The organism is Streptomyces sp. NPDC048643, from assembly GCF_040650615.1.
Lineage (GTDB): Bacteria > Actinomycetota > Actinomycetes > Streptomycetales > Streptomycetaceae > Streptomyces.
The window spans coordinates 83,513-98,925 of record NZ_JBEZHO010000020.1 but is presented as its reverse complement, the minus strand read 5'-3'; the positions used below and the strand labels follow the sequence as shown (position 1 = coordinate 98,925).

13 protein-coding genes, 3 tRNA genes and 1 pseudogene are annotated in these 15,413 nt (G+C 70.5%); 8 read left to right on the top strand and 9 right to left on the bottom strand.

Going from position 1 to position 15,413, the window contains the following annotated elements; translation table 11 throughout:
- Positions 1-36: 36 nt before the first annotated feature.
- From purF to purS, 7 genes are all read right to left on the bottom strand, one after another.
- Positions 37-1,563, bottom strand: a complete 1,527-nt coding sequence (gene purF, locus AB0C62_RS21315) for an amidophosphoribosyltransferase (protein WP_362975289.1) — start codon at positions 1,561-1,563, stop codon at positions 37-39.
- A 61-nt stretch (positions 1,564-1,624) separates the two neighbouring features.
- Complete coding sequence (locus AB0C62_RS21310; protein ID WP_362975287.1) at positions 1,625-2,413, bottom strand: META domain-containing protein; 789 nt, start codon at positions 2,411-2,413, stop codon at positions 1,625-1,627.
- A 330-nt stretch (positions 2,414-2,743) separates the two neighbouring features.
- Positions 2,744-3,541, bottom strand: coding sequence for a sterol carrier family protein (locus AB0C62_RS21305; protein WP_362975285.1), 798 nt, complete (start codon positions 3,539-3,541; stop codon positions 2,744-2,746).
- 60 nt (positions 3,542-3,601) lie between these two features.
- Positions 3,602-3,784: a hypothetical protein gene (locus AB0C62_RS21300; protein WP_362975283.1), complete on the bottom strand. Its 183-nt coding sequence runs from the start codon at positions 3,782-3,784 to the stop codon at positions 3,602-3,604.
- Positions 3,785-3,945: 161 nt separating this feature from the next.
- Positions 3,946-6,204 (bottom strand): phosphoribosylformylglycinamidine synthase subunit PurL, encoded by a 2,259-nt coding sequence (gene purL, locus AB0C62_RS21295; RefSeq protein WP_362975281.1) that lies wholly within the window; start codon positions 6,202-6,204, stop codon positions 3,946-3,948.
- Positions 6,201-6,881, bottom strand: a complete 681-nt coding sequence (gene purQ / locus AB0C62_RS21290) for a phosphoribosylformylglycinamidine synthase subunit PurQ (RefSeq protein WP_362975279.1) — start codon at positions 6,879-6,881, stop codon at positions 6,201-6,203. Before purQ ends, purL begins: the two co-directional genes overlap by 4 nt.
- On the bottom strand, positions 6,878-7,141 hold the full coding sequence (gene purS, locus AB0C62_RS21285) for a phosphoribosylformylglycinamidine synthase subunit PurS (RefSeq protein WP_060898438.1): 264 nt from the start codon (positions 7,139-7,141) through the stop codon (positions 6,878-6,880). The genes purQ and purS overlap by 4 nt, the downstream gene beginning before the upstream one ends.
- 361 nt (positions 7,142-7,502) lie before the next feature.
- Between purS and AB0C62_RS21280 the strand changes: the two genes are divergently transcribed.
- The 8 genes and pseudogenes from AB0C62_RS21280 to AB0C62_RS21245 all read left to right on the top strand — a co-directional run bounded on the left by AB0C62_RS21280 (position 7,503) and on the right by AB0C62_RS21245 (position 12,575).
- Positions 7,503-7,820, top strand: coding sequence for an Lsr2 family protein (locus AB0C62_RS21280; RefSeq protein ID WP_081218206.1), 318 nt, complete (start codon positions 7,503-7,505; stop codon positions 7,818-7,820).
- A gap of 143 nt (positions 7,821-7,963) precedes the next feature.
- Positions 7,964-8,035, top strand: a tRNA-Gly gene (locus AB0C62_RS21275).
- Positions 8,036-8,114: 79 nt separating this feature from the next.
- Positions 8,115-8,187: transfer RNA gene (locus tag AB0C62_RS21270), tRNA-Gly, on the top strand.
- Positions 8,188-8,460: 273 nt separating this feature from the next.
- Positions 8,461-9,477, top strand: a complete 1,017-nt coding sequence (locus AB0C62_RS21265) for an ABC transporter ATP-binding protein (RefSeq protein ID WP_362975277.1) — start codon at positions 8,461-8,463, stop codon at positions 9,475-9,477.
- Positions 9,474-10,277, top strand: coding sequence for an ABC transporter permease (locus tag AB0C62_RS21260; protein ID WP_362975275.1), 804 nt, complete (start codon positions 9,474-9,476; stop codon positions 10,275-10,277). The genes AB0C62_RS21265 and AB0C62_RS21260 overlap by 4 nt, the downstream gene beginning before the upstream one ends.
- Positions 10,278-10,297: 20 nt before the next feature.
- Positions 10,298-11,524: pseudogene (locus tag AB0C62_RS21255) on the top strand (histidine kinase); the annotation flags it as partial.
- A 320-nt stretch (positions 11,525-11,844) separates the two neighbouring features.
- Positions 11,845-12,480, top strand: coding sequence for a response regulator transcription factor (locus AB0C62_RS21250; protein WP_362975369.1), 636 nt, complete (start codon positions 11,845-11,847; stop codon positions 12,478-12,480).
- A 22-nt stretch (positions 12,481-12,502) separates the two neighbouring features.
- Positions 12,503-12,575 (top strand) — tRNA-Gly (locus AB0C62_RS21245).
- Positions 12,576-12,676: 101 nt separating this feature from the next.
- Here the strand turns inward: AB0C62_RS21245 and AB0C62_RS21240 are convergent.
- Entirely contained in the window at positions 12,677-13,576 is a 900-nt protein-coding gene (locus AB0C62_RS21240) for a phosphoribosylaminoimidazolesuccinocarboxamide synthase (protein ID WP_362975273.1), read from the bottom strand.
- A 145-nt stretch (positions 13,577-13,721) separates the two neighbouring features.
- Positions 13,722-15,251, bottom strand: coding sequence for a N,N-dimethylformamidase beta subunit family domain-containing protein (locus AB0C62_RS21235; RefSeq protein ID WP_362975271.1), 1,530 nt, complete (start codon positions 15,249-15,251; stop codon positions 13,722-13,724).
- Positions 15,252-15,413 lie beyond the last annotated feature (162 nt).

Genomic DNA, 15,413 nt, shown 5'->3' with positions numbered 1-15,413 from the left:
GATCTTTCGGGTTGGTGAAACGGGGCTCTGCGGCACTTACGGGCGACGGATGGCGTCAGCCGCGGCCGTGGCTGCGGGACCCGCGGCCAGCTCGGTCTCCAGGAGCTGCTTACCGAGCAGCTCGGGGTCGGGAAGATCCATCGGGTACTCGCCGTCGAAGCACGCGCGGCAGAGGTTCGGCTTGTCGATGGTCGTGGCCTCGATCATGCCGTCGATGGAGATGTACGAGAGGGAGTCGGCGCCGAGCGAGGTGCCGATCTCCTCGATGGTCATGCCGTTCGCGATCAGCTCGGCGCGGGTCGCGAAGTCGATGCCGAAGAAGCAGGGCCACTTCACGGGCGGCGAGGAGATCCGGATGTGGACCTCGGCGGCGCCCGCCTCGCGGAGCATCCGGACGAGGGCGCGCTGGGTGTTGCCGCGCACGATCGAGTCGTCGACGACGACCAGACGCTTGCCCTTGATGACTTCCTTGAGCGGGTTCAGCTTCAGCCGGATGCCCAGCTGGCGGATGGTCTGCGAGGGCTGGATGAAGGTCCGGCCGACGTACGCGTTCTTGACCAGGCCGGCGCCGAACGGGATGCCGGAGGCCTCCGCGTAGCCGATCGCGGCGGGCGTCCCGGACTCCGGGGTCGCTATGACCAGGTCGGCGTCGACCGGGGCTTCCTTGGCGAGTTTGCGGCCCATCTCGACACGCGAGAGGTACACGTTCCGACCGGCGATGTCCGTGTCGGGGCGGGCCAGGTACACGTACTCGAAGATGCAGCCCTTGGGCTTCGCTTCCGCGAATCGCGAGCTCCGAAGACCGTTCTCGTCGATGGCGACGAACTCGCCCGGCTCGATCTCGCGGACATAGCTTGCGCCGCAGATGTCGAGGGCGGCGGACTCGGAGGCGACCACCCAGCCGCGCTCCAGGCGGCCGAGGACCAGCGGGCGGATGCCCTGCGGGTCACGGGCGGCGTAGAGGGTGTGCTCGTTCATGAAGACGAGCGAGAAGGCGCCCATGACCTGCGGGAGGACCTTGGTGGAGGCCTCTTCTATGGTCAGTGGCTTGCCGTCGTCGTCGACCTGGGCCGCGAGGAGCGCGGTGAGCAGGTCGGTGTCGTTGGTGGCCGCCACCCGTGTGGTGCGGCCCTCCTGCTTGGGCAGGTCGGCGACCATCTCGGCGAGCTGCGCCGTGTTGACCAGGTTGCCGTTGTGTCCGAGCGCGATGGAACCGTGCGCGGTGGCACGGAACGTCGGCTGGGCGTTCTCCCACACGGAGGCACCGGTGGTCGAGTAGCGGGCGTGACCGACCGCGATATGACCCTGGAGCGAACCGAGCGAGGTCTCGTCGAAGACCTGGGACACGAGGCCCATGTCCTTGAAGACGAGGATCTGGGAGCCGTTGCTGACCGCGATTCCCGCGGATTCCTGACCCCGATGCTGGAGGGCGTAGAGCCCGAAGTAAGTGAGCTTGGCGACCTCTTCGCCCGGAGCCCAGACACCGAAGACGCCGCAAGCGTCCTGGGGGCCTTTCTCACCGGGGAGCAGATCATGATTGAGTCGACCGTCACCACGTGGCACGGCACCGAGTGTAGGCGAGATCGACCACTGGTCCGAATTGGGGATACGGGCCCCCGCCCGATCACTCAGCGGCCACCGCTTGGACGATTGTGCCGTTTTCGCTGGTCAGCGTGATGCCACGATGATCCACCGTGTACGAGGTGCGGCCGTCGAAGAGCTCCAGCAGGGTCTTCTCGGTCCTCATGAGTGAGCGGTCGCACATCATGCGGGTCGTCCTGGCCGGCCCGAGGGTGATATGTCCGTCGCTCACGGTGGCCCGGGCGGACGCGTGGTTGCACCCGAGGCGGCTGTCGAGGGTGCCGTCCTCGCCGAGGACGAAGTGCGCGTCGGTGCCCTGCGGGAGCGACCGGGAGGTGTTCCTGTCACCGAGTGCCGTGACCGTCCACTTCGTCCCGCGCAGGGGTGCGTCCTTCTCCTTGGTGAGGCTGACCCGGTCGCCGCTGTCGGCGGTGAGGGTCAGCCGGTCGCCGGCGGTCTTCGCGGTGAACCCGTCCTGCCCGGCGATCGAGTGGCTCAGGTTCCGCTCGAAGTCGGTCGGGCCCTCGGCGCAGCCCATCTCGGTCGTCCGGAGCGCGCCGAACGCGACCCGGTCGCCCTTGACGGTGGCCTTCGAGCCGAAGCCGTTGCAGCCGAGGTTGCCGCTGACCCGGCCGTCGTCGCCGATCTTCAGATACGCGCCGGCCGGTGCCTTCGCGGTCCTTCCGTGCACGGTGAGGCTGTCGACCGTCCAGTGGACTCCGGTCACCGGCGATCCCGTCCCGACGGAACCGCTTCCCGCCGTCTGGGTACCGCACGCCACGGCGAGGGGAAGCAGGGTCAGGACACTGAGGGTCATTCGCTGCTTGTCCATGCCGATGGGACGGGAGGGGTGGGGGATTCGGTTCCCTTCCCGGGGCGAGGGCGCTCGATCGGGGGGGCGGGCGCGGACGGGGCGACAGGCGCGGATGCGGGCGATTCGGCACGTCAGGGAACGGTGGGCATCGGCGGGTTCGGGCCGCGCGGGAGGGGCGGCACGGGGGCGCCGGGAGGTTCGGGCAGCCGCATCAGGCCGGACCGGGGCGTCGGCGGACGGCGCCCCCACGCGGGTCACGCGCCGTGCGGCGGCCAGTGGCCCGCGGGAGCGTCAGGCGGTTCGGGCGGCGTCGCGGGAGCGCCGGCCGACAGGGACCGGCCGGGGGGTTCAGCCCATGAGGGGCAGCAGGCCGGCGAGGTCGGCGCGTTCGCCGCTGGCGCTGACCTTCGCCTCGTCGAGTGCCGCCTTCCACTCCGTACGTCCCGTCGCGAGCCGGATCCAGGTCAGCGGGTCCGTCTCCACGACGTTCGGCGGGGTGCCGCGGGTGTGCCGGGGTCCCTCGACGCACTGCACGACGGCGTAGGGCGGGATCCGCACCTCCGTCGACGCGCCGGGCGCCTTCACGGCGAGCGCGTCGGCGAGGAGCCGGGTGCACGCGGCGAGGGCCTGGCGGTCGTACGGGATGTCGAGGCCGGGGACCGCGCGGTTCAGGTCGTCGGTGTGGACGACCAGTTCGACGGTCCGGGTGACGAGGTAGTCGGCGAGGGTCATCGCGCCGGTGCGCGTGGCGAGCAGCCGGCCGTCCCGGGCGGTGGCCAGACGCTCGGTGATCCGCTGCTCGGTGCGGGCGAACAGGGCGTCGAGATCCGCGTTCCCCACGGCGAGCTCACGCGTGTCGTCGGCGATGTCGGCGGCCCGGGCGGCGGTGGCGAACGGCCAGTCGAGCAGGGACAGTTCCTTGGCCGGGGGCTCGGGCCGGTCGAGATTGCGGCTCACGGTCTCGAGGGCCGTCGTGACGTGCGCGGCGAGATCCCGCACCGTCCACCCGCCGAGGTGCGTGGGGCGCGCCGACTGCTCCTCGCTGAGGGTGCGCACGCCGTCCCGTACGTTCCCGAACTGGGCGAGGACCGCCGCGCGGATCTTGGCGGAGTCGTAGGCACGGGCGCGCTTCTTGGCGGGGGGCATGATCCTCACCCTAGGACCGGGGGACGCTCGGACGGGGGTCGGCGAGGGTTTTCCGGTGGCCTACTTGCGGACCGCGTATCCGGCGAGGCCTCTCTCGATCAGGTCGAAGGCGCGGCCGGCCAGGTCGGCGGCATCCTCGGCGACGGCTTCGGGGCTCTCGCCGTCGTTGATACGGCGGTGGTGCGCCTCGACCAGCGCGTTGCGCGCGCTGATGAGCTGGGCGGCCGCGATGGCGGCGAGCACGGGGTCGTCGCTCTCCTCGGCCAGGGTCCGGATCAGCTCCTCCTCGCCGCCGGGCGGGCGCGGGAGGAGCAGCCCGTCGCGGCCTGAGTCGAACGCGACGGGCCAGGACGTGTGAAGGCCCCGCCCGGCGACCGGACGGGGCCTTCGCGCATGTCAGCGGGTCACGCCAGCAGCGCCGGGATCGTCTCCTCGTGAGCGGTGCGCAGCTCGGCCAGGGAGAGCGCGAACTCGCCCTGGACGTCGACCGCGTCGCCGTCGACGACACCGATGCGGGTGACGGGCAGACCCCGCGCACCGCACATGTCGTTGAAGCGCAGCTCCTCCGACCGCGGGACGGCGACGACCGCGCGGCCCGCCGACTCCGAGAAGAGGAAGGTGAACGCGTCGAGACCGTCCGGGACGATCAGCCGTGCGCCCTTGCCGCCCTGCAGCGCCGACTCGACCACGGCCTGGATGAGACCGCCGTCGGACAGGTCGTGCGCGGAGTCGATCATTCCGTCGCGCGAGGCCGAGATGAGGATCTCGGCGAGCAGCCGCTCGCGCTCCAGGTCGACCTGCGGGGGCAGACCGCCCAGGTGATCGTGGACGACCTGCGACCAGGCCGAACCGCCGAATTCCTCACGGGTGTCACCGAGCAGGTAGAGGAGCTGGCCCTCTTCCTGGAAGGCGACCGGCGTGCGGCGGGCGACGTCGTCGATGACGCCCAGCACGGCCACGACGGGGGTCGGGTGGATGGCGGCCTCGCCGGTCTGGTTGTACAGCGAGACGTTGCCACCGGTCACCGGGGTGCCCAACTGCTGGCAGCCGTCGGCCAGTCCGCGGATCGCCTCGGCGAACTGCCACATGACCGCCGGGTCCTCCGGCGAGCCGAAGTTCAGGCAGTCGGAGACGGCGAGCGGCTTGGCGCCCGTGGTCGCGACGTTCCGGTACGCCTCGGCGAGGGCCAGCTGCGCACCGGTGTACGGGTCGAGCTTGGCGTAGCGGCCGTTGCCGTCGGTCGCGATGGCGACGCCGAGCCCGGTCTCCTCGTCGATGCGGATCATGCCCGAGTCCTCGGGCTGGGCCAGCACGGTGTTGCCCTGCACGAAGTGGTCGTACTGGGAGGTGATCCAGGACTTGGAGGCCTGGTTCGGGGAGGAGACGAGCCGCAGGACCTGGTCCTTCAGCTCGGCGCTCGTCGCCGGGCGGGGCAGCTTGTTCGCGTCGTCGGCCTGGAGCGCGTCCTGCCACGACGGGCGGGCGTAGGGGCGCTCGTAGACCGGGCCGTCGTGCGCGACGGTGCGCGGGTCGACGTCGACGATCTTGCCGCCGTGCCAGTAGATCTCCAGCCGGTCGCCGTCGGTGACCTCACCGATGACGGTGGCGATGACGTCCCACTTGTCGCAGATCTCGAGGAAGCGGTCGACCTTCTCCGGCTCGACGACCGCGCACATGCGTTCCTGCGACTCGCTCATGAGGATCTCCTCGGGCGAGAGCGTGGAGTCGCGCAGCGGTACGTCGTCCAGGGTGACGCGCATGCCGCCGGAGCCGTTGGACGCCAACTCGCTGGTGGCGCAGGACAGTCCGGCCGCTCCGAGGTCCTGGATGCCGACGACGAGCTTCTCGGCGAAGGCCTCCAGGGTGCACTCGATGAGGAGCTTCTCCTGGAAGGGGTCGCCGACCTGGACGGCGGGACGCTTGGACGGCTTGGCGTCGTCGAAGGTCTCCGAGGCGAGGATCGACGCGCCGCCGATGCCGTCGCCGCCCGTGCGGGCCCCGTACAGGATGACCTTGTTGCCCGTGCCGGACGCCTTCGCGAGGTGGATGTCCTCGTGCCGCATGACGCCGATGGCACCGGCGTTGACCAGCGGGTTGCCCTGGTAGCAGGCGTCGAAGACGACCTCGCCGCCGATGTTGGGCAGGCCCAGGCAGTTGCCGTAGCCGCCGATGCCCGCGACGACGCCCGGCAGGACGCGCTTGGTGTCGGGGTGGTCGGCCGCGCCGAACCGCAGCGGGTCGACGACGGCGACCGGACGGGCGCCCATCGCGATGATGTCGCGCACGATGCCGCCCACGCCGGTGGCCGCGCCCTGGTAGGGCTCGACGTACGACGGGTGGTTGTGCGACTCGACCTTGAAGGTCACCGCGTAGCCCTGGCCGACGTCGACGACGCCGGCGTTCTCGCCGATGCCGACGAGCAGCGCGTCGGACTGCGGGGCCTTCTCGCCGAACTGGCGGAGGTGGACCTTCGAGGACTTGTAGGAGCAGTGTTCGGACCACATGACCGAGTACATGGCGAGCTCGGCACCGGTGGGCCGGCGGCCGAGGATCTCGACGACCCGCTCGTACTCGTCCTTCTTCAGGCCCAGTTCGGCCCAGGGCAGCTCGACGTCGGGGGTCGCGGCCGCGTTCTCGACCGTGTCCAGAGGCGTGCGGCTCATGCGTTGACCAGCTTCTTGAGGATCGAGGTGAAGAAGGGGAGGCCGTCGGTGCGGCCGGAGCCGACGAGGGGCTCGACGGCGTGCTCCGGGTGCGGCATCAGACCGACGACGTTGCCCGCCTCGTTCGTGATGCCGGCGATGTCGCGCAGCGAGCCGTTCGGGTTGACGTCCACGTAGCGGAACACGACCCGGCCTTCGGCCTCCAGCATGTCGAGCGTGCGCCCGTCGGCGACGTACCGCCCGTCCATGTTCTTCAGCGGGATGTGGATCTCCTGGCCGGCCACGTAGTCGGCGGTCCAGGCGGTCTCCGCGTTCTCCACCCGCAGCTTCTGGTCACGGCAGATGAAGTGGAGGTGGTTGTTGCCGAGCATCGCGCCGGGAAGAAGGTGCGCCTCGGTGAGGACCTGGAAGCCGTTGCAGATGCCGAGAACCGGCATTCCGGACTTCGCCTGCTCGATGACGGTCTCCATCACCGGCGAGAAGCGCGAGATGGCGCCCGCCCGCAGATAGTCGCCGTACGAGAAACCGCCGGGCAGCACCACGGCGTCGACCTGCTTGAGGTCCTTGTCCTTGTGCCAGAGAGCGACGGGTTCGGCACCCGCGAGCCGGATCGCACGCTGCGTGTCACGGTCGTCGAGGCTGCCCGGAAAGGTGACGACTCCAATACGAGCGGTCACTTTCCGGCCTCCGCGACTTCCTCGACCTTGACGGTGAAGTCCTCGATCACGGTGTTGGCGAGGAAGGATTCCGCAAGTTCGTGGATGCGGGCGAGCGCGGCGTCGTCCACCGGTCCGTCCACTTCCAGTTCGAATCGCTTTCCCTGACGTACGTCGGAGACACCGTCGAAACCGAGGCGCGGCAGTGCACGCTGCACCGCCTGGCCCTGGGGGTCGAGGATCTCCGGCTTGAGCATGACGTCGACTACGACGCGTGCCACTGGCACTCCCGGTGTGTGGTGCTGAGCAGGTCCCTTCAGACTACCCGTACAAAATTTCTACTCGCGTAGATTCGTAGAATCCTACGTGACCCCGATCACGATCCCGCATCGGCGAGGGGTCTTCCGCGGAAAATCCTGGGAAAAACAGCAGAAGAGCGACGGGAGCCCATTGCCTCCGGACACGCGGAAGGATTTAGTCGGGCTTCACAATGCAATGCCGGGCACTGTACAAAGGAATTGGCATTAGCCGATACTTTGCCCAATAACAGCCGGACAGTCGACATCTCCCCGACAACTCCGTGACGTCCGCGCACGTCATGACCGTTGATCGCAGAGCTGTCGCGCGAAGGGACCGATATTCGTGGCGCAGCGTGTCGTGGTCACTCTCTTTGACGACATCGACGGCTCGGAAGCGGCGGAGACGATCGCCTTCGGACTGGACGGCAAGTCGTACGAGATCGACCTCAATCCAGCCAATGCCAAGAAACTGCGCAAGGTCCTCGCGCCGTACCTCGAGGCCGGCCGCAAGCAGTCGAAGTCCGGGAAGGCGTACACGCACACCGCGCTCACGCCCGACCCCGCCGCCGTCCGCGCCTGGGCCCGCTCCAACAAGATGGACGTCCCGCCGCGCGGCCGGATCCCCAAGAAGGTCTACGAGGCGTTCGCCGAGTCCCACTGAGCCGCCGCCCCCGCACCGGGGGCACCCGCGCGGGACCGCCACCGGACCCCGCAGACAGCCGACTTGCGCTGACCCCCCGCTGATCAGCTAGAGTCTGGAACACGCCGAGGGGCAAGGCCGAAAGCCGAAACCCACGGAGTCGCGCGGGTGTAGTTCAGTAGTAGAACATCCCCCTTCCAGGGGGAAGGCGCAGTGTGCAATTCCTGTCACCCGCTCTGCATCTCTTACCGATCGGTCTTGTCGATCAGGTAGGGTGGTGCTCGCGCCGATCGGTGGAAGCCGGTCGGAGGCAATGCGGACGTAGCTCAGTTGGTAGAGCGCAACCTTGCCAAGGTTGAGGTCGCCAGTTCGAACCTGGTCGTCCGCTCAGAAGACAAAGGCCCCGGTCAGTCGACCGGGGCCTTTGTCGCGTGTCGTCCGAGGACCCGTGTGCCCCTGAGTTCACGACGACGGTGCACGTCGCGCCCGTACCCGACCGTCGACCGTCGAGGCCGCGGCTCTCCGACGCCGCCCGCATCACAGCCCCCTCCCCGTCGAGGCTCCCTTCCCACCGGATCCGGCTCTGTCGTCTGACATTTGTCATGAGGAGTGATGACACCGCGCACTGCTGCCGGACCGTGTCCGCGGCGAGGCTGAATGCATGAACACGAACGGGCACGATCACGTGATCGAGGTCACTGACCTGCGGCGGGTGTACGGGGGCGAGGGCGGAGACTTCGAGGCGGTGCGCGGCGTCACGTTCTCGGTGGGCCGCGGCGAGCTGTTCGCCCTGCTCGGGACGAACGGCGCGGGCAAGACGTCCACCGTCGAGCTGATCGAGGGCCTCGCGCCTCCGGCCGGCGGGCACGTGCGGGTCCTCGGGCACGATCCGTACACGGAGCGGAGTGCCGTGCGGCCCAGGATCGGCGTGATGCTCCAGGAGGGCGGCTTCCCCTCCGAACTGACGGTCGCGGAGACCCTGCGCATGTGGGCGGGGTGCACCAGCGGGGCGAGGCCCATCGGGGAGGCGCTGGAGCTGGTCGGCCTCACCCGCCGCGGCACGGTGCGGGTCAAGCAGCTGTCCGGGGGCGAGAAGCGGCGCCTGGACCTCGCGCTCGCGCTCCTCGGCCGCCCCGACGTCCTCTTCCTCGACGAACCGACGACCGGCCTCGACGTGGAAGGCCGCCGGAGCACCTGGGAGTTGGTGCGCGAGCTGCGCGACGGAGGGACCACGGTCCTGCTGACCACGCACTATCTGGAGGAGGCGCAGGGCCTCGCCGACCGACTGGCGATCCTCCACGAAGGACGTATCGCGGCCCTCGGCACTCCGGCCGAGGTCACCGCGGCCCAGCCGTCGAGGGTCTCCTTCGAGCTGCCCGAGGGGTACTTCCCGGGCGACCTGCCCCCGCTGGCCGAACTCGGCGTGAGCAGCCACGAGACAGCGGGCCGGGTGATCAGACTCCGCACGAACGAACTGCAGCGGACCGCGACGGCCCTGCTGGTGTGGGCGGAGCGGGCGCGGGTCGAGCTGCGGGGGCTCGATGTGCGCTCGGCCTCCCTGGAGGAGGCGTTCCTGCGCATAGCGCGGGACGCGGCGGTACACGACGGGCACCGGCCCGAGCCGGCGGCAGCGGGCACCCCCACGCGGACGAGGCGGACGAAGGGGACGGCGGCATGAGCGGAACAGCAGTCACGACCGGGGCGGCCCCGGCACGGACCACGACGGCAGGTCGGATGGGAGCGCTGGCCCGCGCCGAGCTGACCCTGCTCGGCCGTACGAAGGCGACGCTCGCGGCGGCGGTGTTCGTGCCGCTGGTCATGCCCTTCACCCTCCGCTCGACCGTCGACCAGATGGATCTGAAGGGGACCGGGCTCACCGTCGGGTCGATCCTGCTCCCTTCCTCGATCGGGTTCTCCCTGCTCTTCGCGGTCTACAGCTCACTGGTGAGTGTGTACGCGGCCCGCCGGGAGGAGCTCGTCCTCAAGCGACTGCGCACCGGGGAGCCCCGTGACGTGGAGATCCTCCTGGGCGCCGCCCTGCCCTCGGTGACGATCGGTCTCCTCCAGTGCGTGATCCTGACCGCCGCCTATGCCGTGACGCTCGACGTCGGCGTACCCCGGGCTCCCCATCTCGTCCTGCTGGGGCTTCTGTTGGGTTTCGTCACCTGGCCGGCGCTGGCAGCCGTCACCGCGAGCTTCAGCAAGAGCATCGAGGGAGCCCAGGTCGCGGCGATGCCGCTGACGCTGGTGTCCCTGGTCGGATCCGGGACCTTCATCCCGCTGGAGGTGCTGCCCGACCGCGTAGCCTCGTTCTGCGAGCTGCTGCCCCTCACCCCGGTGATCACCCTGATCCGCGGCGGCTGGAGCGGGCACCTCTCCGCCCACGACACCCTGGGCGCCCTCGGCACGGCGGTGGTCTGGGCCGCGATCGCGATGTTTGCTGTACGGCGATGGTTCCGCTGGGAACCGCGACGATGACCACGGACGCGGGGGTGGACATGAACGAGCCGATCGGTTGGTGGCGCGGCAAGAGCACACCGGCCAAGGTCGAGACGTACACACGGTGGTCGTTCCACTTCTTCGCCGTGATCGAGGTCGTCACATTCGGCCTGCCGATCTTCGGCAACGTCTCGTCCGCCCTGTCCTGGCCGCTGTTCCTGCTGGTGTGCGGGCACGCCGTGCTCTGTGCGGTGACGGCTTCGCAGTCGCTGGACTGGGCACGCGGTACCCGACAGCAACCCGGGCGGATGATGCTCGCGCTGGCTCTGGGCACCGCCGCGGTGGCCGTCGTGGCGCTCGCCCTGTCGGGCACCGACTGGCGTCCGGCGACGGAGGACGAGCTACGGGTGGCGTCCTCGATCTTCGTCGGCGTCATAGCGTTCGGCACCGGCACGCTCACCCTGGGGATCCGCGACCGCCGGCGGATGACCTCCGCCGTGGTCGGCGCGGCTGCGGGGGGCGGAGCGGTCTCGTTCCCCCTCGGTTTCCCCGGTCCCGCCGCGCTGATCACCGCCGTCGCCGTCCTGCTGACCGCCGGGTTCCTCACCTTCACCGCGGCCTTCTCGGTCTGGCTGCTGAACGCCGTCTACGAACTCGACGCGGCCCGCGAGACCCGGGCCCGGCTCGCCGTCGCCGAGGAGCGGCTGCGCTTCGGCCGCGACCTGCACGACGTGATGGGCCGCAACCTCGCGGTGATCGCCCTCAAGAGCGAACTGGCCGTCCAGCTGGCACGGCGCGGGAGGCCCGAGGCCGTCGACCAGATGACCGAGGTGCAGCGGATAGCCCGGGAGTCCCAGCGGGAGGTGCGGGCCGTGGTGCGGGGGTACCGCGAAGCCGACCTGAGCGTCGAACTGGCGGGGGCGCAGGGGGTGTTGACGGCGGCCGGCATCGACTGCTCCGTCACCGGCGCGGGCACGGAGCTGCCCGTAGCGGTCCAGTCGGCGCTCGGCTGGGTCGTCCGGGAGGCGACGACGAACGTGCTGCGGCACGGGGACGCCAAGAGTTGCGCGGTGTCGCTGCGCGTGGCGGCGGGCCTGGTGACACTGACGGTCGAGAACGACGGGGCCCCGGACGCGGAAGACTCGTGCCCGCGGCCGGAGGGGGACTCCGAACGGATCGGGGGCTCCGGGCTCGTGGGACTGCGGGAGCGGCTGGGAGAGGTGGACGGGGTACTGCGGGCCGGCGCGAGCGGTGGGCTCTTCCGGCTGACCGCGGAGGTCCCCCTGCGGCTACCGCATGACCGGGATCCGAACCCGGACGCGCACCCGGACGCGGACCGCGGGAGAGCCACGGAGGCAGGGCGAGGGTCGGCCCGGCCGCCGGTGGGCACCGATCGGGACGCGGATGCGGACGCGAGCAGGGAGACGGGCAGTGACGTGGGCGGAGACGTGGGCGGGAGTGTGGGAACGGGCGTGGGTCGGGACAGTCCGGACAACGGGGACTACAGGGACAGCGGCAGAGGCGGGGAGATCGGAGTCCCCGGGAGCAGGAGACAGCCGACCTCGTCCGTGCCGGACCAGGCAGAGGAGGTCACGCCATGACGTCCATGCCGGAGGACGCGTCGGCGTCGGTTGCTCCCGTGCGGCTGCTGCTCGCCGACGACGAGCATCTGATCCGGGGTGCGCTGGCCGCGCTGCTGGGGCTGGAGGACGACCTGGTCGTGGTGGCCGAGGCGGCGACCGGGCCCGAGGCCCTGGCGATGGCGCGGGCCCATGAACCCGATGTCGCCGTTCTGGATCTTCAGATGCCGGGGGCGGACGGTGTGAGGGTGGCCACATCCCTGCGGGCCGAACTGCCGGGCTGCCAGGTGCTGATCGTGACGAGTCACGGAAGGCCGGGACATCTGAAGCGGGCGCTTGCGGCGGGTGTGCGGGGGTTCGTGCCGAAGACGGTCAGTGCGCAGCGGCTCGCGGAGATCATTCGCACGGTGCACGCGGGAAACCGTTATGTGGATCCCGAGTTGGCCGCGGACGCGATCTCCGCAGGGGACTCGCCGCTGACCGTCCGGGAGGCCGAGGTACTCGAATTCGCCGCCGACGGTGCCCCCGTGGCGGAGATCGCGGAGCGGGCCGCGCTGTCCCAGGGGACCGTCCGGAACTACCTGTCGTCGGCCGCGTCCAAACTGGGGGCGGAGAACCGTCACGCGGCAGTGCGTCTCGCACGCCTGAGAGGTTGGGTATAGTGGCTGTCGCGCCACGGCGCACGCGGACGTAGCTCAGTTGGTAGAGCGCAACCTTGCCAAGGTTGAGGTCGCCAGTTCGAACCTGGTCGTCCGCTCAGGAGAAGAAGCCCCCGACCCTCAGGTCGGGGGCTTCTTCGTGTCCGGAGGCGGACCCCCGGAGTTCCGGGCCCGGCTCGGAGCCGGGCCCGGGGCGGGGTCAGGTCCAGCTCATGCCCGTGAGGCGCTCGTAGGCCTCGATGTACTTGGCACGGGTGGCTTCCACGACGTTCGCGGGGAGAGCCGGCGGTGGCTGCTCGCTCTTGCGGTCCCAGCCGGACTCCGCGGACGTCAGCCAGTCGCGGACGTACTGCTTGTCGAAGGACGGCTGCGCGTGGCCCGGCTCCCACGAGTCGGCGGGCCAGAAGCGCGAGGAGTCCGGGGTCAGCACCTCGTCGGCGAGGACGAGCGTCTCCCCCTCGTAGCCGAACTCGAACTTCGTGTCCGCGAGGATGATGCCCCGCTCCCGCGCGATGTCCCGGGCCCGGCTGTAGACGGCGAGGGTCGCCTGACGCAGTTCGGCGGCGGTGTCGGCGCCGACCTGCCGGGCGACCTCCTCGTACGAGACGTTCTCGTCGTGCTCGCCGACGGCGGCCTTGGTGGCCGGGGTGAAGATCGGCGAGGGGAGTTCCGAGCCGTCGACGAGGCCCTCGGGGAGGGCGAGGCCGCAGACCGTGCGGGACTCGTTGTACTCGACGAGACCCGAGCCGGTCAGATAGCCGCGGGCGACGCACTCGACCGGGGCCATCCGGAGCGACTTGCAGATCAAGGTGCGGCCGGCCCAGTCGGCGGGGGCGCCCGGCGGGAGTTCGGTGCTCAGCACGTGGTTGGGTGCCAGCTCGGCGAGCTGGTCGAACCACCACAGCGAGAGCCGGGTGAGCGTACGGCCCTTGTCGGGGATCTCGGTGGGGAGAACCCAGTCGTACGCGGAGATGCGGTCGCTGGCGACCATCACGAGGTCGCCCGCCTCGTTCTGGTACAGGTCGCGCACCTTGCCGGTGTGCAGATGTACCAGACCCGGCACCTGAAGGGGCTCGGGTTTTTCGACGAATCCGGACACGGTTCCTCCCCGTGGTTCTGTCCTAGTGGCTCGATTCTCCCGTATGGGGCGAGCGGCCGCGGACCGGGGCCGTGCGGTGGCGGCGGAAACAGGGGCGGTTCCGCCGCCGGGTGCGGGCGCGGACCGGACGCCCGGCCGGGCTTCCTCAGTCGTGTTTGCAGATGCGGTCGAGGAGATTCGCGGTGGCGCGCTGGATACGGGGGTCCACGTGGCCGGGGCGGTCGAGCGCGGGAGACCACGCGAACGTTCCGGACGCGAAGACCAGGGCACCGGACGGAGCGCGGTACAGCGAGGTCTCCTGATGGCGGGGGACGCCCTCGCTGTCCGGGTACGGGGAGTGCGCGAGCAGGATCCGGGCCTGGTGGTCGGGGAGTGGGGTGCGCGGGAAGTAACGGTCCGCCTCACCGGCGACCATGCCCTCCACCTCGTCGCCCTCGTGCGCGCCGGTCGCCTCCCACAGCCAGTGGTCGGCGTTGCGGACGACCAGGGGGTGCGGTTCGGGCACCCGGCCCGCGTACTGGATGCCGATGAGCTGCTGTTCCGGACGGTCGATCTCGCGCCACAGGGCGGGCTTGCCCGGGCCCCGGCGCTTGCGGCAGGTCAGCAGGCGGTCGGGGACGCCGGACGGCGACGGGCCCAACTCCGCCTGCCAGTACATGGTGTTGGCGGAGAGGAAGACGAGGGAGGTGCCGTGTTCGCGGGCGCGCTCCGTGGTGCGGCGCATCTGCGGCGACCAGTACTCGTCGTGGCCCGGGAAGACCAGGCCCCGGTAGCGGGTGGGGTCGACGCGGCCGGCGTGCAGGTCGCGGGCGTCGGCGTAGGCGAGGTCGTAGCCGTAGCGCTCGGCCCAGCGGATGAAGTCGTAGGCGTGGCCCACGTGGAGGGGGAGGCCCGCGCCCGCGTACGGACGGTCGAAGGAGACGGTCGTCGCGGCGTCAGCCTCGCCGAGCAGCCGGCCGCTCTCGTCCCACGCGTGGTAGAGGCTGGCGCCGGTGTGGCCGTCCTCCGGATACAGGTTGTAGGCCTGCCACGTGACGTCCGGGAGCAGCAGGAGCAGGTCGGCCGTCTGGTCGTTGCGGACGGTGAAGGGGACATGGGAGCGGTAGCCGTCGACGGTGGTGAGGACGGCGACGTAGGCGCCGATGCTCCAGTACGACGGGATCTGCAGGCGCCAGGACAGCCACCAGTGGTGGCAGGAGACCGTGCGGTCGGCGGTGAGCGGCGCGGGCTGCACGATGCCGGAGAGCCGGGGGCTCGTGGTGATCTTGCTGGCGCCGTCACCGCCGTAGTGGCCGATGCGGTAGATGTCGACGCTGAATTCCTGGGGCGGGTCGACGGTGACATGGAAGTCGATGGACTCGCCCGGAGCCGCGGCGCCGGTGGTCGTGAACCCCTTGATCTGACGGTGGACGTCGTCCGCGGAACGGGGGCCGCCGGAGCCGGAGCGCGCGCGGGTGCCCGAGGTGGCGCGCGGCGCCGGGATGCGGGTACCGCCGGGCTCGGGATGCGGGGCCGGGGCCGTGTCCGCGTCCAGGTACCAGGGGACGACATGGCCGGTGTCGTCGAAGTACGTCTCGCTGCCCCGGAGCCAGGGGACGGGGCCCTGGCCGAAGGGATCCGTGACGGCGTGTGCGAGTGCGCCCGACTCCCAGCGGCGGATCTGCTCCGACCCCATGCCGGTCCCCTCCCTCGTGCCCCCGTCGTTCGGCAAGCCGTTGCCCTTGCGCGCGATCGGTCCCAGCACATCACATTACGCACGCAGTCCGTCACCGTTCGTCGCGAATTGACGTGAGTGGAACGGGGCGCTCCGCCTGGGGCTGAGACGGGCTGCGAACAG

Coding starts and splice junctions, on each gene's coding strand:
- AB0C62_RS21310 (WP_362975287.1), bottom strand. CDS start 2,413: ATGGACAAGCAGCGAATGACCCTCAGTGTCCTGACCCTGCTTCCCCTC.
- AB0C62_RS21305 (WP_362975285.1), bottom strand. CDS start 3,541: ATGCCCCCCGCCAAGAAGCGCGCCCGTGCCTACGACTCCGCCAAGATC.
- purL (WP_362975281.1), bottom strand. CDS start 6,204: ATGAGCCGCACGCCTCTGGACACGGTCGAGAACGCGGCCGCGACCCCC.
- AB0C62_RS21265 (WP_362975277.1), top strand. CDS start 8,461: ATGAACACGAACGGGCACGATCACGTGATCGAGGTCACTGACCTGCGG.
- AB0C62_RS21260 (WP_362975275.1), top strand. CDS start 9,474: ATGAGCGGAACAGCAGTCACGACCGGGGCGGCCCCGGCACGGACCACG.
- AB0C62_RS21250 (WP_362975369.1), top strand. CDS start 11,845: ATGCCGGAGGACGCGTCGGCGTCGGTTGCTCCCGTGCGGCTGCTGCTC.
- AB0C62_RS21235 (WP_362975271.1), bottom strand. CDS start 15,251: ATGGGGTCGGAGCAGATCCGCCGCTGGGAGTCGGGCGCACTCGCACAC.